Raw genomic sequence first — 21,482 nt, 5'->3', positions numbered from 1 at the left:
GCAGCCGACACCGTAGCGAGCAGTTGTCAGTAGCGCGGTTAGCGCTTTCAGACTCCGAGTGCGCGTGGCACACGAGAATTTCGATCATCCGCCGCGCGCCTGGCAACTGCATAGAAGCTGCACAGGGAATGCTGTTGGCTGCTCTAAACCCCCAACCAACCATGCTCCCGCGCCAGCGCCCGCAGCATCGTCGCAAGATCGTCGGCAAACCCATCCATATCGAAAACGCCGCTGCGCTGTCGTTGCTCGGCCAGACGCGCCCGCACCTCAGCCAGCAGGCCCGGATCGTTCGCCAGCGCGGTGGCTTTGGCCACGAATGCAGCGTCATCGACCACATTCATTTCGTCCAGCCCCAGATGATGATTCAGGCTGCCTGCCACGCGCGCGGCAAAGGTCTCGCCCGGGGTGGTCAGCACCGGGCAGCCTGCCCATAGCGCATCGGAGGCGGTGGTGTGGGCGTTGTAGGGGTGCGTGTCCAGGAACAGATCCGCGTGCCGGTAACGCGCCAAATACTGCGGGTGCGGCAGCTTCGGCATGAACACAAGGCGCTGCGCCTCCACGCCTTGCGCCTGCGCTGCCGCGCGCAGCCGCGCGTCGGCCCGGCCTGGCCCGGACAGCAGCCACAGCACGCTGCCCGGTACCGCGCGCAGCACCGCCAGCATGCGTGCCAGGCTGCGCGCATTGAGCTTGTAGCTGTTGTTGAAGCAGCACAGCACCACGCCGTGCTCGGGCAGGCCGCACTCCGCACGCGAGGGCGGGGCGGCCACCGTGCGCGAGGTATCCGAGGGTTGAAACACGCGCGGCAGGCGCAGCACCTGCTCGCTGTAGAACGGTGCCAGCGAGGGCGGTAACGCGAACGCATCGCCCAGCACGTAGTCCATCCATGGCGCACCGGAGGTGCCGGGGTAGGCCAGCCAGTTGAACTGCAGGGGTGCCGGGCGCAAGGCGAACACTTCCGGGCGTCCGCCGCCGCCCCAGCCGCGCAGGTCGAACAATAGATCGATCCCCTGCGCACGGATGTGCCGGGCGGCATCCACGTGCCCCAGCGTGGTGACATCGTGCAGCGTGGTGGCACGCGCAAGACGCGCACGGATCTCGCTTGCGTCATCGTGGCTGGTGGCGAACAGATGCACCTGCAGCCCCGGCTGACGCTGCTGCAAGGCTTCCAACAGCGCCACCGTCAGCAAGCCGGTGGGATGCGCACCGAAGCCGTTGGAGACGAACCCGATCCGCAACGCGCCCTGGCGGCGCAACGCCACCGGCGGCAGCGGCTGCAACAGCGTCGCGATGGCCTGCGCGCGGGTCCGTGCGCAGGCCAGCTGTTCGGCCGCGCTGGCGTCTTCGCTGAGGAACGCGAACGGCTCCACCGCCGCAGCGCCTTGCGCCACTGCCGCACGTACCTGCGTGGACAGCGCCTGTACATCGCGCCAATCGCACAGGCGACGCCGCCAGTTGAGCAGTTGCGCGGCGATGTAGGGCTCGTCGGGAAGCAGCCGGTACGCGCGCGCGTAGGCCGCGGCGGCCTGTTCCGGCTGGCCGGCATCTTCCAATGCATGGCCCAGCCACAGTGCAATTCCCGGATGCTGCGGCACTAGGTCGGACGCCTGCTGCAGCAGGTCGGCCGCCTCGGCGTGCCGCGCTTGTGCCCAGCGCACCCGCCCGAGCCGCGCCACCGCTTCCGGGTGGCCCGGCTGCAGCAGCAGTGCGCGTTGCACCGCCTGCTCGCCGGCCGCGGTGGCGCCCATGCCGAGTTCGGCGTCGGCCAGCATCAACCAGGCCACGAAATCGCCGGGCCGGTGCTGTACCGCCTCGCGCAGCTGCAGCAGCTCGCGCGGGACCTGCGCACTCACGGGCTGTCGCTCAACCGCGCCAGTTCGTCGGCCTGGTGCTCGTGGATCAGCCGGCCGATCAGGGCATCCAGGTCGCCTTCGATGATGTTGGGCAGGTCGTACAGGGTCAGCCCTTCCACGCGATGGTCGGTGATGCGGCCCTGCGGAAAGCTGTAGGTGCGGATGCGCTGGCTGCGGTCGCCGCTGCCCACCTGCAGTTTGCGTGTCTGCGCTTCGGCGGCGGCGGCCTTGCTGCGCTCGGTCTCCAGCAACTGCGCCTTCAGCCGCTTCATCGCCTTGTCGCGGTTGGCGTGTTGGCTGCGCTCGGTCTGGCATTCCACCACCACGCCACTGGGTACGTGGGTGATGCGGATCGCCGATTCGGTCTTGTTGACGTGCTGGCCGCCGGCGCCGGACGAGCGAAAGGTGTCCACCTTCAGGTCGGCCGGGTTGATCGCGATCTCTTCCACATCGTCGGCCTCGGGGATGATCGCCACCGTCGCCGCCGAAGTATGGATACGGCCCTGCGATTCGGTGGCCGGCACGCGTTGCACGCGATGGGTGCCGGATTCGAACTTCAGCCGCGAATACGCGCCGCGCCCGACCACCCGCGCCACCACTTCCTTGTAGCCGCCATGTTCGCCGGGGCTGTCCGATTCGATCTCCACCTTCCAGCCCTGCCGCTCGGCATAGCGGGCGTACATGCGGAACAGGTCGCCGGCGAAGATCGCCGCTTCGTCGCCGCCGGTGCCGGCGCGCACTTCCAGGAACAGGTTGCCGTCGTCGCGCGGGTCGCGCGGCACCAGCAGCAGCGCCAGCTGCGCGTCCAGTTCGTCCAGGCGCGCCTGTGCGGCGGCGATCTCTTCCTCGGCCAGTTCGCGCATTTCCGGGTCGTTGCGCATGGCCTCGGCGGCGCTCAGATCGGCCTTGGCGCGCGCTTCCTCTTCCAGTGCCACGGCTACCGGCTCCAGCTGCGACAGTTCGCGCGACAAGGTGCGGAACCTGTCGTTGTTGCCCACCACGTCCGGATCGGACAGCAGGTGCTGCAGTTCTTCGCGGCGCTCGGCCAGCGCTTCGAGCTTACGGCGCAGGGTCGGCGTCATCAGTCCTCACGATCGGGGTAGCTACAGGGGGATGTTGGTAACCGGGCTTTTCCGGGAACAGCCGGTCGGCTGCGCTGGTCAGTTCCAGGTCGTTGTTGAGCGCGGCATCGCGCAACGCGGCGGTGGGCGGATGCAGCAGGCGGTTGGTCAGCGCATGCGCCAGTTGTTCCAGCACTTCGTCGGCCGGCTTGCCGTTGTGCAATTGCTGGCGCGCCTTGGCCAGCAGCTCGTCGCGGGTGTTGTCGCCGAAGGCGCGCAGTCGCTTCAACGGAGCCTGACGCGCATTGGCCTGTACGGTCTCGACATAGCGCGCCACCTGCAGGTCGATGATGGCCTCGGCCTGGTCGGCCGCCTCGCGACGGCTGCGCCGGTTGTCTTCGACCGCGCGCTCCAGATCGTCCACCGTATACAGGTAGGCGTCGCTCAATTCCGCCACCGAGGCTTCGATATCGCGCGGCACCGCCAGGTCGAACAGCAGCATCGGCTTGCGCTTGCGCATGCGCAGCGCCTGCTCCACCTGCCCCCGCGTCACCACCGGCTCGCGCGCGGCGGTGGCCGAAAACACCACGTCGGCTTCGGCCAGATGGCGTTCCAGGTCGGTCAGCGGCAGCGCGTAGCCGCCATGCTGGCTGGCCAGGGTCTGCGCATGGGCGAGGGTGCGGTTGGCGATCAACAGGCGCCGCACCCGGCCTTCGCTCAGGTGCTTGGCGGCCAGTTCGATGGTCTCGCCGGCACCGACCAGCAGCACGGTCGATTCGTTGAGCCGGGCAAACGACTCCTGTGCCAGGCGCACGGCGGTGGACGCCACCGATACCGGATTGGCGCCAACGCGGGTATCGGTGCGCGCGCGCTTGGCGACCGAGAACGTCTGCTGGAACAGGCGATCCAGCCCGCTGCCCAGCGCACCGTGCGCACGCGCCACGGCCCAGGCATCCTTCACCTGGCCCAGGATCTGCGGCTCGCCCAGCACCATCGAGTCCAGCCCGGTCGCCACCCGGAACAGGTGGCGTACTGCGGCGGCGTCCTGATGCTGGTACAGATGGCCGCCCAATCCCGGCGCCTGCGCATCCAGCCAGCCGGCCAGCGTGTGGGCGTCGTCGGCCATCGCGTACAACTCGGTGCGGTTGCAGGTGGACAGCAACGCGGCCTCGCGCACATGCGGCAACGCACGCAGCGATTCGAGCGCGCGCGGCAGCGCATCACCTGCGAACGCCGCGCGTTCGCGCAGGTCCACAGGGGCGGTCTGGTGATTCAGTCCGAGCACCCACAACGTCATTGTTCAGTTGCTTGCGATAAGCTGGCGGCCATTCAGGGCCCCATTTTACGGCCCGGTTGCTCCCGATGCCTGTACCGATTCGCATCCTGTGTGTTCTTTTGCTGGTCGCAGTCTCCGCCAGTGCCACTGCAGCACCGAAGAAAGCGGCGCCCACCGCCGCCGCCGGCAGTGCCGGCAGCTCCTCGCTGGAGCCCGTGCTGGCAGGCGAGTTCGCCTTGCAGGCCGGTCAGCTGGACGAGGCTGCCCGTGCCTACCTGGACGCCGCCAAGGCCGAAGCCGGCGATGCCGGCCTGGCCGAGCGCGCCGCCCGCATCGCCATGCTGGCCAACGACGATCCGCGTGCCATCGAAGCCCTGGCGCTGTGGCGCGCCCGCGCGCCCTCGTCGATGTCCATGCGCAGCACCGAGGCCTCGCTGGCCCTGCGCCGCAACGATCTGCGCACCGCGCGCCGCGATCTGCTCGGCCTGCTCAAGGAACCGGACCCGCGCGGCTGGCGCTTTGCGCTGATCGCACTGGCCAATGGCGGCCGCGAGCCGGAGGCCTCGGCCGATGTGCTCGAAGACCTGGTCAAGGCGGGTGCCATCCCCAACCAGATCGAGGCCTGGCAGGAATTCGGCCGGCTGGCGCTGCGCATGGAACGTCCGGCGCTGGCCAAGCGCATCGTCGACGAGGTGGTGCGCCGCTTCCCCGAAGAGCCGCGCGTGGCCTTGCTGCACGCCACCCAGCTGCAGCAGGAGGGCAAGAACGACGAGGCCCTGGCGCTGCTGAAGGCTGTCGAGCCGCAGGCGGTCAAGGACTCCGAACTGCGCGGCGCACTGGCCTTCGCCTATGACGCCATGGGCCAGACCGAAGCGGCCGCGCGGGTGCTGTCCACCGGCCCGCAGGACACCCAGACCTACGGCTTGCGTGCCTCCATGCTGGCCAAGGAGAAAGACCGCAGCGCGCTGGAAGCGTTGTACGGCGAGCTCAGGAGCAACGCGACCAAGCCGGACCCGGACCGCCGCCTGCTGCTGGGCAAGATCGCCGAATTCCTCAAACGTTACGACGAGGCGGTGGAGTGGTACCGCGGCGTGCCCGGTGGCCCGCAGCTGAGCGAGGCGCGCCTGCGTGCCGCCAGCGCACTGTACGAACTGGGCCGCAAACCCGAGGCGCTGGCCGAGGTGCGCGCGCTGCAGGGCGATGCCAGCGCCGACGACGACGCCCGCCGCGATGCCTACGTGCTGGAAGCCGAGCTGCACCAGCGCGCCAACGATGCCGCCGGCGAATTGGACGCCTTCGAGCGTGGCCTGGCCGCGTACCCGGACGACGGCGCGCTGCTGTACGCCCGCGGACTGGCCTGGGAACGGCGCGACGACGTGCCGCGAGCGGAGGCCGACCTGCGCAAGATCCTGGTGGCCGAACCGGAGAACGTTGCGGCGCTAAACGCGCTGGGCTACACCTTGGCCGACCGCACCACCCGCTACAAGGAGGCGCTGGCGCTGATCGATCGCGCCCGCACCGCCGATCCGGACAACCCGGCCATCGTCGATAGCTACGGCTGGGTGCTGTATCGCATGGGTCGTACCAAGGAGGCGCTGGTGCAGCTGCGCCGCGCCTGGGCGCTGGTCAAGGATCCGGAGATCGCCGCGCATGTGGGCGAAGTGCTGTGGGTCAGCGGCAGGCAGGACGAGGCGCGGCGCTACTTCGACGAAGCGCGCCGGCTGGATCCGGACAATCGCGCCTTGCAGCGCGCAATCGAGAAGTTCGGCCTGTGAGCGTTTTGCTGCGGGCGCTGGCCCTGAGCGGGCTGGTGTTGGTGGGGTTGTCCGGCTGCGTCAGCGTGCCGCGCGGGCAGGGCGGCGGTGCGGCCGTGGTCGAGCGCGTCTCCGACGAGGCGCGCGCCGCGGAAGCGGCGCGCCAGGCCTGGCTGCAGGCGCATCCGCAGTGGTCCTTCCAGGGCCGGGTGGCGATCAGCAAGGGCCGCGACGGCGGCAGTGGCCGCATCGACTGGCAACAGGACGGCGCGCACTACCGCGTCCAGCTCAGCGCGCCGGTGACCCGGCAGAGCTGGGTGCTCACCGGCGATAGTGCCACCGGTGCCGGTCGCATCGAAGGGCTGGACGGCGGGCCGCGCAGCGGGCCGGATGCCGAGCAGGTGCTGCGCGAGGCCACCGGCTGGACCATTCCGGTCAACCGGATGCCGGACTGGGTGCGCGCGCTGCGGAGCGCCGAGGCCGGCGCGCAGCGCGTCGACCTGGACGCCGCCGGCCGCCCGCGCACCGTGCAGCAGGACGGCTGGACCATCGATTTCCTGGCCTGGGCACCGGCCGGCGACGGTCTGCCCGAACTACCACAGCGCATCGAGGCTCGCCAGGGCGAGGCCAAGGTGCGCCTGCTGGTGGACCAGTGGACAGTGTCGCCTTGATGGACGCGCCGGGTAGCGACTGGTCGGCGTGGCCCGCGCCGGCCAAGCTGAATCTGTTTCTGCGGATTATCGGGCGCCGCGCCGATGGCTACCACCTGCTGCAGACCGTGTTCCGGCTGCTGGCCTGGGGGGACACCATTCATCTTCGTGTGCGCAACGACGGCCAGATCCGGCGTATCGGCGACAGCCTGCCGGGCATCGCCGAAGACGACGATCTGGTGATCCGGGCTGCGCGCCTGCTGCAGTCGGCCGCCGCCACCCAGGCCGGAGCCGAGATCCGCGTCGACAAGCGCATCCCCGCCGGTGGCGGATTCGGTGGCGGCTCATCGGACGCGGCCACCGTGCTGGTCGCGCTCAATGCCTTGTGGGGCCTGGGTTTGCCGGTCGATGCACTGGCCGGGCTGGGCTTGCAGCTGGGGGCGGACGTGCCGGTGTTCGTGCGCGGGCACAACGCCTGGGCCGAGGGCGTGGGGGAGCAGCTGACTCCAATGGCGCTGGCGGACGCGGCCTATGTACTGGTGGATCCGGGCGTTCACGTGCCTACGCCGGCGCTATTTCGATCACAGGAATTGACGCGGGATGCCGCGCCCGCGAAAATAGCGGACTTCGCTTCCGGTTCTCTGCTCGACAATGCGTTCGAGCCGGTCCTGCGGCGCCGGGAACCTGCCGTCGAGGCTGTGTTCCAGGCACTGGCCAGGATCGGAACGCCGCGTTTGACCGGGTCGGGAAGCGGCTGTTTCGTCGAATTCGCCACGCGCGCCGCTGCAGAGCAGGCGCTGGCGCAGTTGCCGGGCAGCCTGCGGGCGTGGGTGGTGGAGGGTGCAGCGCACTCGCCCTTGCTCGACGTACTGGACGCGTGACAGGTTTGATGCAGGGGCGTCGCCAAGAGGCCCAAGGCACCAGGTTTTGATCCTGGCATTCGTAGGTTCGAATCCTACCGCCCCTGCCATTGTTGATGCATTGATGCAGGTCCCTCTGTAGTTGATGCAGGTCCCTCTGCAAAAGCCCGCACATCCATGTGCGGGGATCGGACAAAAAGCCCGGCATTGGGTCGGCTTTGTCCAGCTCCACCATCGCACGCTCTTCGCCGCCGCCCGAGAGATCCCATGCAAGACCAACGTAACCTGCTGGTGTTCTCCGGCAACGCCAACAAGCCGCTTGCCCAGAGCATCTGCAAGGAACTGGGCGTGCGCATGGGCAAGGCGCTGGTCACGCGCTTCTCCGATGGCGAGGTGCAGGTCGAGATCGAAGAAAGCGTGCGCCGGCAGGAAGTGTTCGTCATCCAGCCGACCTGCGCGCCCAGCGCCGAAAACCTGATGGAATTGCTGGTGCTGATCGACGCGCTCAAGCGCGCCAGCGCCGCGTCGGTCACTGCCGTGATCCCGTACTTCGGCTACTCGCGCCAGGATCGCCGCATGCGTTCTTCGCGCGTGCCGATCACCGCCAAGGTCGCCGCCAAGATGATCTGCGCGATGGAGGCCGACCGCGTGCTGACGGTGGACCTGCATGCCGACCAGATCCAGGGCTTCTTCGATGTGCCGGTCGACAACGTCTACGCCTCGCCGCTGCTGCTGGCCGACATCTGGCGCGCCTACGGCACCGACAACCTGATCGTGGTCTCGCCGGACGTGGGTGGCGTGGTGCGCGCGCGCGCCGTCGCCAAGCGTCTGGACGATGCCGATCTGGCCATCATCGACAAGCGTCGTCCGCGCGCCAACGTCGCCACCGTGATGAACATCATCGGCGACGTGCAGGGCAAGACCTGCGTGCTGGTCGACGACCTGGTCGATACCGCCGGCACCTTGTGTGCGGCCGCCGCAGCGCTCAAGCAGCGCGGCGCGCTCAAGGTGGTGGCCTACATCACCCACCCGGTGCTGTCCGGCCCGGCGGTGGACAACATCAACAATTCGCAGCTCGACGAGCTGGTGGTCACCGACACGATCCCGCTGAGCGCCGCCGCTCGCACGTGCACGAAGATCCGCCAGCTGAGCGTGGCCGAACTGCTGGCCGAGACCATCCGCCGCATCGCCTTCGGCGAATCGGTCAGCTCGCTCTACGTCGACTAACCCCATTCGGTGCCCGCAGGCGCGGGCGCCGGCAACACGTCTCTCCTGGTCGCGGGTGAGACGCTTCATCGCCGCGAGGCGGTATTCCAATCTAGGTAGTGAAACAACATGGCAAAGACTCACGAAATCAAGGTCGAGCGCCGCGCAGACGAGGGGAAGGGTGCGAGCCGCCGCCTGCGTCACGCTGGCGTCATTCCGGCCATCGTCTACGGTGGCGATCTGGAGCCTGTCAGCATCCAGCTCAACCATGAGCAGATCTGGCTCGCCCAGCAGAACGAGTGGTTCTACTCGTCGATCCTGGACCTGAACCTCAATGGCGACGTGCAGCAGGTGCTGCTGCGTGACATGCAGCGCCATCCGTTCAAGCAGCTGATCATGCACATCGACTTCCAGCGCGTCAGCGCCAACGAGAAGCTCAGCGCCGCCGTGCCGTTGCACTTCATCAACGAAGCCAGCTCGCCGGCCGGCAAGTCGAGCGAAGTGGTCGTCACCCATGAGCTCAACGAAGTCCAGGTGGTGTGCCTGCCGAAGGACCTGCCGGAGTTCATCGAGATCGATCTGGCCAACCTGGAAGTGGGCAACGTGATCCACCTGTCCGAGATCAAGCTGCCGGCCGGTGTCGAGATCCCCGAGCTGAAGCTGGGCAAGGAACACGACGTTGCCGTGGTCGCCGCCAAGCACGTGCGCGTCGAGGAAGAAGATGCTGCCGGTGAAGAAGGCAGCGAAGGCGCAGAGACCAAGTAATCCGCTGGCCGATTCCTCGCCGCATGCGGGGAATCGGCTGCGGTCACTGGCATGTCTGCACTTCGTCTGATCGTCGGGCTGGGCAATCCCGGTCCCGAACACGCGCAAACCCGGCACAACGCCGGGTTTCGTTTCGTCGATGCCCTCATCGAGCGCAGTGGCGCCCGCTGGAGCCTGGACAGCAAGCTGTTCGGCGAGACGGCCAAGGTCGATCTTGCGGGGCAATCGGTCTGGCTGCTGAGGCCGGCCACCTTCATGAATCTCAGTGGCAAGTCGATCACCGCCGCATTGCGGTTCTGGAAGATCGAGCCGGAGCAGCTGCTCGTCGCACACGACGAACTGGATCTGGCACCGGGCACGGCACGGCTCAAGTTCGATGGCGGTCACGGCGGCCAGAACGGCCTGCGCGACACCATCCGCCTGCTCGGGCATGGCAAGTTCCATCGGTTGCGGGTCGGTATCGGCCATCCCGGTCACAAGGATCGCGTGGTGCCATGGGTGCTGGGGCGGGCAGGGCGCGAGGACGACGCGGCGATCGGCGCGGCCGTGGATGCAGCCATCGACATGCTGCCGCTGGCAATGGAAGGCAATTTCAACGAAGCGATGAAGCGTCTGCATACCAGCAGGGGCGCGTGATTGGGGATTGGGGATTCGCGGCCAGGCGTCGCGACGAATCCCCAATCCCGAATCCCGAATCCCGGATGTGACCCATGGGTATCAAATGCGGCATCGTCGGCCTGCCCAATGTCGGCAAGTCGACCCTGTTCAACGCGCTGACCAAGGCGGGCATCGCTGCGGCCAACTTTCCGTTCTGCACCATCGAGCCGAACGTCGGCATCGTGCCGGTGCCCGATCCGCGTCTCAACCAGCTTGCCGAGATCGTCAAGCCGCAGAAGCTGATCCCCACCGCGGTCGAGTTCGTCGACATCGCCGGCCTGGTGGCCGGTGCGGCTAGCGGGGAAGGGCTGGGCAACAAGTTCCTGGCGCACATCCGCGAAGTTGATGCGATCACCCATGTGGTGCGTTGCTTCGAGAACGATGACGTCATCCACGTCAATAACAAGGTCGACCCGATCGCCGATATCGAAACTATCGATACCGAGCTGGCGCTGGCCGACCTGGACAGCGTGGAAAAGGCGCTCAATCGCGCCGAGCGCAGCGCCAAGGGCGGCGACAAGGACGCAGCGGCGCGCAAGCCGGTGCTGGCCAAGCTGCAGGCAGCGCTGGCCGACGGCAAGTCGGGGCGCGCCGCCGGTCTGGACGAGGAAGAGAAGGCGCTGGTGCGCGATCTGTTCCTGTTGACGCTCAAGCCGGTGATGTACATCGCCAACGTGCTGGAAGACGGCTTCGAGAACAATCCGCACCTGGATGCGGTGCGTGCGCACGCCGCTGCCGAGGGCGCCGAAGTGGTGCCGGTCTCGGCTGCCATCGAAGAAGAGCTGTCCCAGCTCGACGACGAAGACCGCGACACCTTCCTGGCCGATCTCGGCCTGGCCGAGCCTGGCCTCAATCGCGTCATTCGTGCGGCCTACACACTGTTGGGCCTGCAGACCTACTTCACGGCAGGCGTCAAGGAAGTGCGTGCCTGGACGGTCCGGGCGGGCTCCACCGCGCCGCAGGCCGCAGCGGTGATCCATACCGATTTCGAGAAGGGCTTCATCCGCGCGGAGACGATCGGCTTCGACGACTTCATCAAGTACCGTGGCGAAGCCGGTGCGCGCGACGCCGGCCGTCTGCGCCTGGAAGGCAAGGAATACCGCGTCCAGGAAGGCGATGTGCTGCATTTCCGTTTCAACGTCTGACCGGCAGCGCGCCGCCCTGCACGGCGTGCGTATTCAGTCGTGACGATTTCTCGAAATTTTTGTTGACACCGGGCGTCGCCCACAACAAAATAACGGGCTGCTTCACCCCGAACCGATTCGCCTCCTGGCGCAACGGTCCGGTAGTAAAAGCTGGAGGGATACCCAAGCGGCCAACGGGGGCAGACTGTAAATCTGCTGGCTTACGCCTTCGGTGGTTCGAATCCACCTCCCTCCACCAGTTTCACGTTGTGGCATGCAGTTCCCGGCGCGGGAGTAGTTCAACGGTAGAACCTCAGCCTTCCAAGCTGATGGTGCGGGTTCGATTCCCGTCTCCCGCTCCATTGAACGCAAATGCATGGCATAATGCAAAACTCGCTCACGTAGCTCAGTCGGTAGAGCACCTCCTTGGTAAGGAGGAGGTCGAAGGTTCGATTCCTTTCGTGAGCACCATTACTCAATCGTCTTAACTCCAAACGATTACCGAGAACTTGCACCCATGGCAAAAGCTAAATTCGAGCGCACCAAGCCGCACGTGAACGTCGGCACCATCGGTCACGTCGACCATGGCAAGACCACGTTGACCGCCGCGCTGACCAAGATCGGTGCAGAGCGTTTCGGTGGCGAGTTCAAGGCGTACGACGCGATCGACGCAGCGCCGGAAGAGAAGGCGCGCGGCATCACGATTTCGACCGCGCACGTGGAATACGAGTCCCCGACCCGCCACTACGCGCACGTCGACTGCCCCGGCCACGCCGACTACGTCAAGAACATGATCACCGGTGCGGCCCAGATGGACGGCGCGATCCTGGTGTGCTCGGCCGCTGACGGCCCGATGCCGCAGACCCGCGAGCACATCCTGCTCTCGCGTCAGGTCGGCGTGCCGCACATCGTGGTGTTCCTGAACAAGGCCGACATGGTTGACGACGCCGAGCTGCTCGAGCTGGTCGAAATGGAAGTGCGCGAGCTGCTGAGCAAGTACGACTTCCCGGGCGACGATACCCCGATCATCCACGGTTCGGCCCGTCTGGCGCTGGACGGCGATCAGAGCGAGATCGGCGTGCCGGCCATCCTGAAGCTGGTCGATGCCCTGGATAGCTTCATTCCGGAGCCGACCCGCGACGTGGATCGTCCGTTCCTGATGCCGGTCGAAGACGTGTTCTCGATCTCCGGCCGCGGCACCGTGGTGACCGGTCGTATCGAGCGCGGCATCATCAAGGTGGGCGACGAAATCGAAATCGTCGGTATCCGCGATACGCAGAAGACCACCGTCACCGGCGTGGAAATGTTCCGCAAGCTGCTGGATCAGGGTCAGGCAGGCGACAACGCCGGTCTGCTGCTGCGCGGCACCAAGCGTGACGACGTCGAGCGCGGCCAGGTGCTGTGCAAGCCGGGTTCGATCAAGCCGCACACCGAGTTCGAAGCCGAAGTCTACGTGCTGTCCAAGGATGAGGGTGGCCGTCATACCCCGTTCTTCAAGGGCTACCGTCCGCAGTTCTACTTCCGTACCACCGACATCACTGGCGCTTGCCAGCTGCCGGAAGGCGTGGAAATGGTGATGCCGGGCGACAACGTGAAGATGGTCGTGACCTTGATCAATCCGGTCGCGATGGACGAAGGCCTGCGTTTCGCCATCCGCGAAGGCGGCCGCACCGTCGGCGCCGGCGTGGTTGCCAAGATCGTCAAGTAAGAACCTGTGATCCGGTGGCCTCGGCCACCGGATTCGCGGAAAGGCGGGCCGGCTGAACCGCGGTCCGCCTTCGTTGTCTTAGGGTGTGCGGTAAACGAGTACATACGCCAGTAGCTCAATTGGCAGAGCAGCGGTCTCCAAAACCGCAGGTTGGGGGTTCGAGTCCCTCCTGGCGTGCCACTCCTCTTTCCGGCCCAGCGATTCGGGTCAGATCGGTAACTAGAGCCGGATGAATAGCAAAATCGAGCCCTCCAAAAGCGCGTCTGCTGCCAGCGCTGATATCGTGAAATACGTGATCTCTGCAATCCTGGTGATTGCAGGGCTGTTTGTGTGGTTCTGGTTTTCAGCGCCCGAGCGCGCCACCCAGCTGGGTGCCTGGACGCCGCAATTGCGCGCGCTGGCAGTCATTGTGGGGTTGGTGGCGGGTGCATTCGTGTTTCTGGGTACCGGCAAAGGTCGTGACACCCGTGAATTCCTGTCCGAATCCAGGTTCGAGCTGCGTAAGGTGGTCTGGCCGACGCGTCAGGAAGCCATCCGCACCACCTGGGTCGTCATTGTTGTTGTGATCATTCTGAGTTTGCTGTTGGGCGGCTTCGATTTCGTCATCCAGAAGCTCACGCAGTGGTTCCTGGCTCGTTGAGGAGAATCAAGCAGTGAAGCGTTGGTATGTCGTTCACGCCTATTCAGGCTTCGAAAAATCCGTTGCGCAGGCATTGCGCGACCGCATCGTGCGCACAGGGATGGAAGATCGTTTCGGCGAAGTGCTGGTGCCGACCGAAGAGGTCATCGAGATGCGCGCCGGCCAGAAGCGCCGGTCCGAGCGCAAGTTCTTCCCCGGCTATGTGCTGGTGCAGATCGAAACCCACGAAGAGGCCGGCATTCCGCGCATCGACAACGAAAGCTGGCACCTGGTGAAGGAAACCTCCAAGGTCATGGGCTTCATCGGTGGTACCGCCGATCGTCCGTTGCCGATTCGCGACGAGGAAGCCTATGCCATCCTGCAGCGCGTGCAGGATGGGGTCGAGAAGCCGCGCCCGAAGGTGCTGTTCGAGCCGGGCCAGATGGTGCGCGTCACCGATGGTCCGTTCAACGACTTCAACGGCGTGGTCGAAGAGGTCAATTACGAAAAGAGCCGGCTGCGTGTGGCCGTTCTCATCTTCGGTCGCTCCACGCCGGTCGAGCTCGAGTTCGGCCAGGTCGAGAAGGGCTGACCGTGACTGGCGCCTGCTAGGCGCCGGTGCCAAATCCTGCTATAGTGCGCGGCTCGCTGACCTGGCGACCGCCGGGAAATAATGGCTGCCGCATGGCGGCCATCTGCGTGTGGTCAAAAACGCGAAGCCGGGACGCGTGATTCTCCCGGTCCGATGGGGAGCCTGCAATGCAGGCGCTAGCACCCGGAGAGTATCGAAATGGCTAAGAAAGTAATGGGTTACATCAGGCTGCAGGTCAAGGCCGGGCAGGCCAATCCTGCGCCGCCGGTCGGTCCTGCATTGGGTCAGCGTGGCCTGAACATCATGGAGTTCTGCAAGGCGTTCAACGCGGCGACCTCCAAGCTGGAGCCGGGTCTGCCGACGCCGGTGATCATCACCGCGTACTCGGACCGCAGCTTCACCTTCATTACCAAGAGCACCCCGGCCAGCGTGCTGCTCAAGAAGGCTGCAGGTGTGGCCTCCGGTTCCAAGCGCCCCAACACCGACAAGGTGGGCAAGGTGACGCGCAAGCAGCTGGAAGAGATCGCCAAGACCAAGGAAGCCGATCTGACGGCGGCCGAGCTCGAAGCGGCGGTTCGCACGATTGCGGGTACCGCCCGCAGCATGGGTTTGACGGTGGAGGGCTAAGACATGGCACAGAGCAAGCGCGTTAAGGCCATTACGGCCGCTGTCGTTCCGGGCAAGACCTATGCCTTCGAAGACGCAATCAAGATCCTGAAGACGGCCACCAAGGCCAAGTTCGTCGAGTCCATCGACGTTGCCGTGCGCCTGGGTGTGGACGCCAAGAAGTCCGATCAGCAGGTGCGCGGTTCGACCGTGCTGCCGGCCGGCACCGGCAAGAGCGTGCGCGTTGCGGTGTTCGCACCGGCAGGCGCCAAGGCTGACGAAGCCCTGGCCGCCGGCGCCGAAGCCGTGGGCATGGACGACCTGGCCGAGAAGATGCAGGCCGGCGACCTGAACTACGACGTGGTCATCGCCACCCCCGATGCCATGCGCGTCGTCGGTAAGCTCGGCACCCTGCTGGGTCCGCGCGGCCTGATGCCGAACCCGAAGGTCGGCACCGTGTCGGCCAATCCGGGCGAAGCGGTCAAGAACGCCAAGTCGGGCCAGGTGCGCTACCGCACAGACAAGGCCGGCATCATCCACTGCACCATCGGCAAGGCCAGCTTCGACGACGAAGCGCTGAAGTCGAACCTGCAGGCGCTGCTGGGCGATCTGCTGAAGGCCAAGCCGGCCACTTCCAAGGGTACCTACCTGCAGAAGGTGTCGGTCAGCTCGACCATGGGTCCGGGCGTGACGGTCGATCAGTCGAGCCTGTCGCTGAAGTGATCGAAGGCGTCGGGCGTCATGCGCCTGACGTATTCGTGTAGTACTGCATCGTTTTTCCGGCCCGGGCAACCGTGTGCTGGGAGTCCGTTCCCTCCTTTGGGGTAACGGACATTTTGAAGGCGATCGCCGGCACGTCCGGCGGTAGCCGTCAAAGACCGCAGGCGCGGTCAGCGCAGGTCGACGACGGGCAGGGATGCTCGCACTGGCAAGGAGTCGCCGTCGATGCAGCGGGATCGCTTAATCGGTTCGTTTTCGAACTGGCCGGCGTAGATGGTGTCGCCCTTCTGGAGCTTTCTGGTTTACGCGCGTCTGGGACATCCCGGATCGAGTCCACTCCAGGTCTAGAACGGCCACCAATGGAACATCGGTCGATGTTCCCGGCTTCCAGGAAGGAGGCTGCCCTGGACCGCAACCGGCAGGAGCCGCGAGCGGAGTAGTTTGAAGCGGGGATTCGAGATTCGGCATTGGGGATTTGCAGGCTGCTTCACGGCTCTGGCGAATCCCGAATCACCAATCCCTAATCCTGGCTTTAACGGAGGAGTGCAATGGCTCTCAATCTGTCCCAGAAGCAAGACGTAGTCGCCGAGCTGGCAGACATCGCCGCCAAGGCCCACTCCCTGATCGCCGCCGAATACGCTGGCACCACGGTCTCCCAGATGACCGCGATGCGTAAGCAGGCCCGCGAAACCGGTGTGTTCTTGAAAGTCGTCAAGAACACCCTGGCCGTGCGTGCCGTCGAAGGTACCGAATTCGCTGTCGCGTCCGACAAGCTGGTTGGTCCTTTGGTGTATGCGTTTTCGATGGAGGAACCCGGCGCTGCCGGTCGCCTGATCAAGGAATTCGCCAAGAGCAACGAGAAGCTGCAAGCCAAGGTCGTGGCAATCGGCGGGGAACTGTTCCCGGCCAGCCACGTCGACGTGTTGGCCTCGCTGCCGACCCGCGACCAGGCCCTGGCCATGTTGGCTCGCGTGCTGTCCGAACCGGCTGCCATGTTCGCCCGTGCCGTCAAGGCCGTTGGCGAGAAGCAGGGTGGTGGCGACGAAGCCGCCGCGCCGGCTGCCGAGACTGCCGAAGCTTGATGTCCTAGCGTTCGCTAGAACCCCAATCCAGAAAATCATCTAAAGGTAATCACAATGTCCCTTACCAACGAACAGATCGTCGACGCCATCGCCGAGAAGTCCCTGATGGAAGTGATGGAGCTGGTCAAGGCCATCGAAGAAAAGTTCGGCGTCTCCGCCGCCGCCCCGGTCGCAGCCGCTGCTGCCGGCCCGGCTGCCGTGGTCGAAGAGCAGACCGAGTTCAACGTGGTGCTGGTCAACTGCGGCGCCAACAAGGTCGGCGTCATCAAGGCCGTGCGCGGCGTGACCGGTCTGGGTCTGAAGGAAGCCAAGGACCTGACCGAAGCCGGTGGCATGCTGAAGGAAGGCGCCACCAAGGAAGAAGCCGAAAAGATCAAGAAGGAACTGACCGAAGCTGGCGCAACGGTCGAAATCAAGTAAGCAGCACCTTGCATCGCCGGTGTTTCATGGTGATGCACTGAAGGCTGGGGGCGTAAAGCCCCCGGCCTTTGGCCGTTGATGGAAAGCCGGGATTTGAGAGTCGGCATTCGGGATTCGAGGGCAACCTTCGCCAATCCCCAATCCCGTCATCCCAATCCTCGCCTCACCGAGTGGGTAGTTGGAAGTAGCGGGAGAAGGCGTGCTGGTGCCGGCAATACCAGCGACTTCCAACTGACAACTTGAATGTGAGTCCGACACGAGCAGCGCACATCCATGTGCGCGGGTTCAATTTTGTTATCCACGGCCGCGGATGCGCGCGGCCCGTACAACCCAGGGTGGAAGACCTCATGACGTCTTATTCGTTCACCGAAAAGAAGCGTATCCGCAAGGACTTCGGCAAGCAGCGCTCGATTCTCGAAGTGCCGTTCCTGCTTGCCATCCAGGTGGATTCCTATCGCGAATTCCTGCAGGAAGACGTGGAACCGACCAAGCGCAAGGACCTCGGTCTGCATGCCGCTCTGAAGTCGGTGTTCCCGATCTCCAGCTATAGCGGCAACGCTGCGCTCGAGTACGTGGGCTACAAGTTGGGTCAGCCGGTGTTTGACGAGCGTGAATGCCGTCAGCGCGGCATGAGCTATGGCGCGCCGCTGCGCGTGACCGTGCGCCTGGTGATCTACGACCGCGAGTCGTCGACCAAGGCCATCAAGTACGTGAAGGAGCAGGAGGTCTATCTCGGCGAAATCCCGTTGATGACCGGCAACGGTACCTTCATCGTCAACGGCACCGAGCGCGTGATCGTGTCGCAGCTGCACCGCTCGCCGGGCGTTTTCTTCGACCACGACCGTGGCAAGACCCACAGCTCGGGCAAGCTGCTGTACAGCGCCCGCATCATTCCCTACCGCGGTTCCTGGCTGGACTTCGAGTTCGACCCGAAGGACGCGCTGTTCACCCGTATCGACCGCCGCCGTAAGCTGCCGGTGTCGATCCTGCTGCGTGCGCTCGGCTACAGCAACGAAGAGATGCTGGCCGAGTTCTTCGAGATCAACACCTTCCACATCAACCCGGACGAAGGCGTGCAGCTGGAGCTGGTGCCGGAGCGTCTGCGTGGCGAAACGCTGAACTTCGACCTGGCCGATGGCGACAAGGTAATCGTGGAAGCGGGCAAGCGCATCACCGCCCGCCACGTCAAGCAGCTGGAAGCCGCCGGCGTTGCCGCGCTGGCCGTGCCGGACGACTACCTGGTCGGCCGCATCCTGTCGCATGACGTGGTCGATGGCTCGACCGGCGAGCTGCTGGCCAATGCCAACGACGAAATCAACGAAGACCAGTTGGCTGCCTTCCGCAAGGCCGGCGTCGATGCGGTCGGCACCCTGTGGGTGAACGACCTGGACCGTGGCCCGTACCTGTCCAACACCTTGCGCATCGATCCGACCAAGACGCAGCTGGAAGCGCTGGTGGAAATCTACCGCATGATGCGTCCGGGCGAGCCGCCGACCAAGGAAGCGGCGCAGAACCTGTTCCACAACCTGTTCTTCACCTTCGAGCGCTACGACCTGTCCACGGTCGGCCGCATGAAGTTCAACCGTCGCGTCGGTCGCAAGGACGTGCTGGGCGAGTCGGTGCTGTACGACAAGAAGTACTTCGCCGAGCGTAACGACGAAGAATCCAAGCGTCTGGTCGCCGAGCACGCCGACACCTCCGACATCCTGGAAGTGATCAAGGTGCTGACCGAGATCCGCAACGGCCGCGGCGTGGTCGATGACATCGACCACCTGGGCAACCGTCGCGTGCGTTCGGTTGGCGAAATGGCCGAGAACGTGTTCCGCGTGGGCCTGGTCCGCGTCGAGCGCGCGGTCAAGGAGCGCCTGTCGATGGCCGAGTCCGAAGGCCTGACTCCGCAGGAACTGATCAACGCCAAGCCGGTGGCCGCGGCGATCAAGGAGTTCTTCGGCTCCTCGCAGCTGTCGCAGTTCATGGACCAGAACAACCCGCTGTCGGAAGTGACGCACAAGCGTCGCGTCTCCGCACTGGGCCCGGGCGGTCTGACCCGCGAGCGCGCCGGCTTCGAAGTGCGCGACGTGCACCCGACCCATTACGGCCGCGTCTGCACCATCGAAACGCCGGAAGGCCCGAACATCGGCCTGATCAACTCGTTGGCCGTGTTCGCCCGCACCAACCAGTACGGCTTCCTCGAGACGCCGTACCGTAAGGTGCTGGACGGCAAGGTCTCCGACGATGTCGAGTACCTGTCGGCGATCGAAGAAAACGAGTACGTGATCGCCCAGGCGAACGCGCTGACTGACGCCAAGAACATGCTCACCGAGCAGTTCGTGCCGTGCCGGTTCCAGGGCGAGTCGCTGCTGAAGCCGCCGGCCGAAGTGCACTTCATGGACGTCTCGCCGATGCAGACCGTTTCGGTCGCTGCGGCGCTGGTGCCGTTCCTGGAACACGATGACGCCAACCGCGCACTGATGGGCGCCAACATGCAGCGCCAGGCCGTGCCGACGTTGCGTTCGCAGAAGCCGCTGGTGGGTACCGGCATCGAACGTGCGGTGGCGCGCGACTCCGGTGTGACCGTCAACGCGCTGCGTGGCGGCGTGATCGAGCAGATCGATGCGGCGCGTATCGTGGTCAAGGTCAACGAAGCAGAAATCGGCGGCGGCACCGATGCCGGCGTGGATATCTACAACTTGATCAAGTACACCCGCTCCAACCAGAACACCTGCATCAACCAGCGTCCGCTGGTGAACGTGGGTGACGTGATCGCGCGCGGCGACGTGCTGGCCGACGGCCCGTCCACCGACATCGGTGAGCTGGCGCTGGGTCAGAACATGCTGATCGCCTTCATGCCGTGGAACGGCTACAACTTCGAAGACTCCATCCTGCTCTCCGAGCGCGTGGTGGAAGAAGATCGCTACACCACGATCCACATCGAAGAACTGACCTGCGTGGCGCGCGACACCAAGCTGGGGCCGGAGGAAATTTCCGCCGACATCCCGAACGTGTCCGAGCAGGCCCTGAACCGTCTGGACGAGAGCGGCGTGGTGTACATCGGTGCGGAAGTGCGCGCCGGCGACATCATGGTCGGCAAGGTCACGCCGAAGGGCGAGAGCCAGCTGACTCCGGAAGAAAAGCTGCTGCGTGCGATCTTCGGTGAGAAGGCGTCCGACGTGAAGGACAGCTCGCTGCGCGTGCCCCCGGGCATGGACGGCACCGTCATCGACGTGCAGGTCTTCACCCGCGACGGCATCGAGAAGGACAAGCGTGCGCGCCAGATCGAAGAATCCGAGATCAAGCGCGTCAAGAAGGACTTCGACGACCAGTTCCGGATCCTGGAAGCGGCCATCTACGCACGTCTGCGCTCGCAGATCGTGGGCAAGGTCGCCAACGGCGGTCCGAACCTGAAGAAGGGCGACAACGTCACCGACGCGTACCTGGACGGGCTGAAGAAGTCCGACTGGTTCCAGCTGCGCATGAAGGACGAAGACGCCGCCGACGCCATCGAACGCGCGCAGAAGCAGATCCAGGCGCACGAGAAGGAATTCGAGGCACGCTTCGCCGACAAGCGCGGCAAGATCACCCAGGGCGACGACCTCGCACCGGGCGTGCTGAAGATGGTCAAGGTGTTCCTGGCCGTGAAGCGCCGCATCCAGCCGGGCGACAAGATGGCAGGCCGCCACGGCAACAAGGGTGTGGTCTCCAATGTCGTGCCGGTCGAGGACATGCCGTACATGGCCACCGGCGAGCCGGTGGACATCGTGCTGAACCCGCTGGGCGTGCCGTCGCGTATGAACATCGGCCAGATTCTGGAAGTGCATCTGGGTTGGGCCGCCAAGGGCCTGGGTCGCAAGATCCAGCGCATGCTGGAAGCCCAGGCTGCCGTGAGCGAGCTGCGCAAGTTCCTCAACGACATCTACAACCACGATGGCGCGATCAATGCCGAGCGCGTGGACCTGTCGCAATTCAGCGATGAGGAACTGCTCAACCTCGGCAAGAACCTGGTCGACGGCGTGCCGATGGCCACCCCGGTGTTCGACGGTGCCAGCGAAGCGGAGATCAAGCGCATGCTGGAACTGGCCGATCTGCCGCAGAGCGGTCAGACCCAGTTGTTCGATGGTCGCACCGGCGAAGCGTTCGATCGCAAGACCACGGTCGGCTACATGCACTACCTGAAGTTGAACCACCTGGTCGACGACAAGATGCATGCCCGTTCGACTGGCCCGTACTCGCTCGTCACCCAGCAGCCGCTGGGCGGCAAGGCGCAGTTCGGTGGTCAGCGCTTCGGCGAGATGGAAGTCTGGGCGCTGGAAGCCTACGGCGCGGCCTACACCCTGCAGGAAATGCTGACGGTGAAGTCCGACGACGTGCAGGGCCGCAACCAGATGTACAAGAACATCGTCGATGGTGAGCACGAGATGGTCGCGGGCATGCCGGAATCCTTCAACGTGTTGGTGAAGGAAATCCGCTCGCTGGCGATCAACATGGAACTGGAAGAGTAAGAGCCGGGACTCGGGGCCCGGGACCGGGGACCC

Annotated in this window: 18 protein-coding genes and 5 tRNA genes; 20 read left to right on the top strand and 3 right to left on the bottom strand. The window is 65.3% G+C overall.

The window, feature by feature from the left end; translation table 11 throughout:
* Positions 1 to 143: 143 nt before the first annotated feature.
* Genes ACCQ05_RS16740 through hemA form a run of 3 tightly spaced genes read right to left on the bottom strand, consistent with a single transcriptional unit; the run spans position 144 to position 4,208 of the window.
* Positions 144 to 1,850 (bottom strand): O-linked N-acetylglucosamine transferase, SPINDLY family protein, encoded by a 1,707-nt coding sequence (locus ACCQ05_RS16740; RefSeq protein ID WP_372391602.1) that lies wholly within the window; start codon positions 1,848 to 1,850, stop codon positions 144 to 146.
* The gene (gene prfA / locus ACCQ05_RS16735) at positions 1,847 to 2,932 is read right to left on the bottom strand and encodes a peptide chain release factor 1 (RefSeq protein ID WP_372391600.1); all 1,086 of its coding nucleotides are present in this window, start codon (positions 2,930 to 2,932) and stop codon (positions 1,847 to 1,849) included. The genes ACCQ05_RS16740 and prfA overlap by 4 nt, the downstream gene beginning before the upstream one ends.
* Positions 2,910 to 4,208, bottom strand: coding sequence for a glutamyl-tRNA reductase (gene hemA, locus ACCQ05_RS16730; RefSeq protein ID WP_372391598.1), 1,299 nt, complete (start codon positions 4,206 to 4,208; stop codon positions 2,910 to 2,912). Before hemA ends, prfA begins: the two co-directional genes overlap by 23 nt.
* Before the next feature lie 65 nt (positions 4,209 to 4,273).
* On the opposite strand from hemA, the gene ACCQ05_RS16725 reads away from it, so the two are divergent.
* The 20 genes from ACCQ05_RS16725 (at position 4,274) to rpoB (ending at position 21,449) form a co-directional block, all read left to right on the top strand.
* Entirely contained in the window at positions 4,274 to 5,962 is a 1,689-nt protein-coding gene (locus ACCQ05_RS16725; protein ID WP_104539848.1) for a tetratricopeptide repeat protein, read from the top strand.
* Positions 5,959 to 6,612: a lipoprotein insertase outer membrane protein LolB gene (lolB, locus tag ACCQ05_RS16720; RefSeq protein WP_228963985.1), complete on the top strand. Its 654-nt coding sequence runs from the start codon at positions 5,959 to 5,961 to the stop codon at positions 6,610 to 6,612. Before ACCQ05_RS16725 ends, lolB begins: the two co-directional genes overlap by 4 nt.
* Positions 6,594 to 7,472, top strand: a complete 879-nt coding sequence (ispE, locus tag ACCQ05_RS16715; protein ID WP_372391595.1) for a 4-(cytidine 5'-diphospho)-2-C-methyl-D-erythritol kinase — start codon at positions 6,594 to 6,596, stop codon at positions 7,470 to 7,472. Before lolB ends, ispE begins: the two co-directional genes overlap by 19 nt.
* Before the next feature lie 12 nt (positions 7,473 to 7,484).
* Positions 7,485 to 7,561, top strand: a tRNA-Gln gene (locus ACCQ05_RS16710).
* A gap of 157 nt (positions 7,562 to 7,718) precedes the next feature.
* Positions 7,719 to 8,678 (top strand): ribose-phosphate diphosphokinase, encoded by a 960-nt coding sequence (locus ACCQ05_RS16705; protein ID WP_228963981.1) that lies wholly within the window; start codon positions 7,719 to 7,721, stop codon positions 8,676 to 8,678.
* A gap of 108 nt (positions 8,679 to 8,786) precedes the next feature.
* Positions 8,787 to 9,422: a 50S ribosomal protein L25/general stress protein Ctc gene (locus ACCQ05_RS16700; protein WP_104539844.1), complete on the top strand. Its 636-nt coding sequence runs from the start codon at positions 8,787 to 8,789 to the stop codon at positions 9,420 to 9,422.
* A gap of 51 nt (positions 9,423 to 9,473) precedes the next feature.
* The gene (gene pth, locus ACCQ05_RS16695; RefSeq protein WP_372391593.1) at positions 9,474 to 10,058 is read left to right on the top strand and encodes an aminoacyl-tRNA hydrolase; all 585 of its coding nucleotides are present in this window, start codon (positions 9,474 to 9,476) and stop codon (positions 10,056 to 10,058) included.
* A 74-nt stretch (positions 10,059 to 10,132) separates the two neighbouring features.
* Entirely contained in the window at positions 10,133 to 11,224 is a 1,092-nt protein-coding gene (ychF, locus tag ACCQ05_RS16690) for a redox-regulated ATPase YchF (protein WP_372391591.1), read from the top strand.
* Positions 11,225 to 11,376: 152 nt separating this feature from the next.
* Positions 11,377 to 11,462 (top strand) — tRNA-Tyr (locus tag ACCQ05_RS16685).
* A gap of 29 nt (positions 11,463 to 11,491) precedes the next feature.
* Positions 11,492 to 11,565, top strand: a tRNA-Gly gene (locus ACCQ05_RS16680).
* 33 nt (positions 11,566 to 11,598) lie between these two features.
* Positions 11,599 to 11,674, top strand: a tRNA-Thr gene (locus ACCQ05_RS16675).
* A gap of 46 nt (positions 11,675 to 11,720) precedes the next feature.
* A complete protein-coding gene (tuf, locus tag ACCQ05_RS16670; RefSeq protein ID WP_064508646.1) occupies positions 11,721 to 12,911 on the top strand; it encodes an elongation factor Tu in 1,191 nt (396 codons plus the stop codon).
* 104 nt (positions 12,912 to 13,015) lie between these two features.
* Positions 13,016 to 13,091, top strand: a tRNA-Trp gene (locus ACCQ05_RS16665).
* A 49-nt stretch (positions 13,092 to 13,140) separates the two neighbouring features.
* Positions 13,141 to 13,551 (top strand): preprotein translocase subunit SecE, encoded by a 411-nt coding sequence (secE, locus tag ACCQ05_RS16660; RefSeq protein ID WP_104544236.1) that lies wholly within the window; start codon positions 13,141 to 13,143, stop codon positions 13,549 to 13,551.
* A 13-nt stretch (positions 13,552 to 13,564) separates the two neighbouring features.
* Positions 13,565 to 14,122, top strand: a complete 558-nt coding sequence (gene nusG / locus ACCQ05_RS16655) for a transcription termination/antitermination protein NusG (RefSeq protein WP_372391589.1) — start codon at positions 13,565 to 13,567, stop codon at positions 14,120 to 14,122.
* A gap of 198 nt (positions 14,123 to 14,320) precedes the next feature.
* Positions 14,321 to 14,749, top strand: a complete 429-nt coding sequence (rplK, locus tag ACCQ05_RS16650) for a 50S ribosomal protein L11 (protein ID WP_104544232.1) — start codon at positions 14,321 to 14,323, stop codon at positions 14,747 to 14,749.
* 3 nt (positions 14,750 to 14,752) lie between these two features.
* Positions 14,753 to 15,451, top strand: a complete 699-nt coding sequence (gene rplA, locus ACCQ05_RS16645) for a 50S ribosomal protein L1 (RefSeq protein WP_104544230.1) — start codon at positions 14,753 to 14,755, stop codon at positions 15,449 to 15,451.
* 545 nt (positions 15,452 to 15,996) lie between these two features.
* Positions 15,997 to 16,530 (top strand): 50S ribosomal protein L10, encoded by a 534-nt coding sequence (rplJ, locus tag ACCQ05_RS16640; protein WP_372391586.1) that lies wholly within the window; start codon positions 15,997 to 15,999, stop codon positions 16,528 to 16,530.
* A 54-nt stretch (positions 16,531 to 16,584) separates the two neighbouring features.
* Positions 16,585 to 16,950 (top strand): 50S ribosomal protein L7/L12, encoded by a 366-nt coding sequence (gene rplL, locus ACCQ05_RS16635; RefSeq protein WP_104544226.1) that lies wholly within the window; start codon positions 16,585 to 16,587, stop codon positions 16,948 to 16,950.
* Positions 16,951 to 17,297: 347 nt separating this feature from the next.
* Complete coding sequence (rpoB, locus tag ACCQ05_RS16630) at positions 17,298 to 21,449, top strand: DNA-directed RNA polymerase subunit beta (RefSeq protein WP_104544224.1); 4,152 nt, start codon at positions 17,298 to 17,300, stop codon at positions 21,447 to 21,449.
* Positions 21,450 to 21,482: the final 33 nt, after the last annotated feature.

It is taken from the genome of Xanthomonas sp. NCPPB 3582, from assembly GCF_041475735.2.
In the GTDB taxonomy this organism is placed as follows: Bacteria; Pseudomonadota; Gammaproteobacteria; order Xanthomonadales; family Xanthomonadaceae; genus Xanthomonas; species Xanthomonas codiaei.
Note: the sequence above shows the minus strand (reverse complement) of the source record. Positions and strands in the feature narration are given on the sequence as shown.

What these genes read in the sequence shown, in the direction of transcription:
- prfA (WP_372391600.1), bottom strand. Translation starts at nt 2,932, where the DNA reads ATGACGCCGACCCTGCGCCGTAAGCTCGAAGCGCTGGCCGAGCGCCGC.
- hemA (WP_372391598.1), bottom strand. Translation starts at nt 4,208, where the DNA reads ATGACGTTGTGGGTGCTCGGACTGAATCACCAGACCGCCCCTGTGGAC.
- ACCQ05_RS16725 (WP_104539848.1), top strand. Translation starts at nt 4,274, where the DNA reads ATGCCTGTACCGATTCGCATCCTGTGTGTTCTTTTGCTGGTCGCAGTC.
- ACCQ05_RS16705 (WP_228963981.1), top strand. Translation starts at nt 7,719, where the DNA reads ATGCAAGACCAACGTAACCTGCTGGTGTTCTCCGGCAACGCCAACAAG.
- ACCQ05_RS16700 (WP_104539844.1), top strand. Translation starts at nt 8,787, where the DNA reads ATGGCAAAGACTCACGAAATCAAGGTCGAGCGCCGCGCAGACGAGGGG.
- pth (WP_372391593.1), top strand. Translation starts at nt 9,474, where the DNA reads ATGTCTGCACTTCGTCTGATCGTCGGGCTGGGCAATCCCGGTCCCGAA.
- ychF (WP_372391591.1), top strand. Translation starts at nt 10,133, where the DNA reads ATGGGTATCAAATGCGGCATCGTCGGCCTGCCCAATGTCGGCAAGTCG.
- tuf (WP_064508646.1), top strand. Translation starts at nt 11,721, where the DNA reads ATGGCAAAAGCTAAATTCGAGCGCACCAAGCCGCACGTGAACGTCGGC.
- secE (WP_104544236.1), top strand. Translation starts at nt 13,141, where the DNA reads ATGAATAGCAAAATCGAGCCCTCCAAAAGCGCGTCTGCTGCCAGCGCT.
- rplK (WP_104544232.1), top strand. Translation starts at nt 14,321, where the DNA reads ATGGCTAAGAAAGTAATGGGTTACATCAGGCTGCAGGTCAAGGCCGGG.
- rplA (WP_104544230.1), top strand. Translation starts at nt 14,753, where the DNA reads ATGGCACAGAGCAAGCGCGTTAAGGCCATTACGGCCGCTGTCGTTCCG.
- rplJ (WP_372391586.1), top strand. Translation starts at nt 15,997, where the DNA reads ATGGCTCTCAATCTGTCCCAGAAGCAAGACGTAGTCGCCGAGCTGGCA.
- rplL (WP_104544226.1), top strand. Translation starts at nt 16,585, where the DNA reads ATGTCCCTTACCAACGAACAGATCGTCGACGCCATCGCCGAGAAGTCC.
- rpoB (WP_104544224.1), top strand. Translation starts at nt 17,298, where the DNA reads ATGACGTCTTATTCGTTCACCGAAAAGAAGCGTATCCGCAAGGACTTC.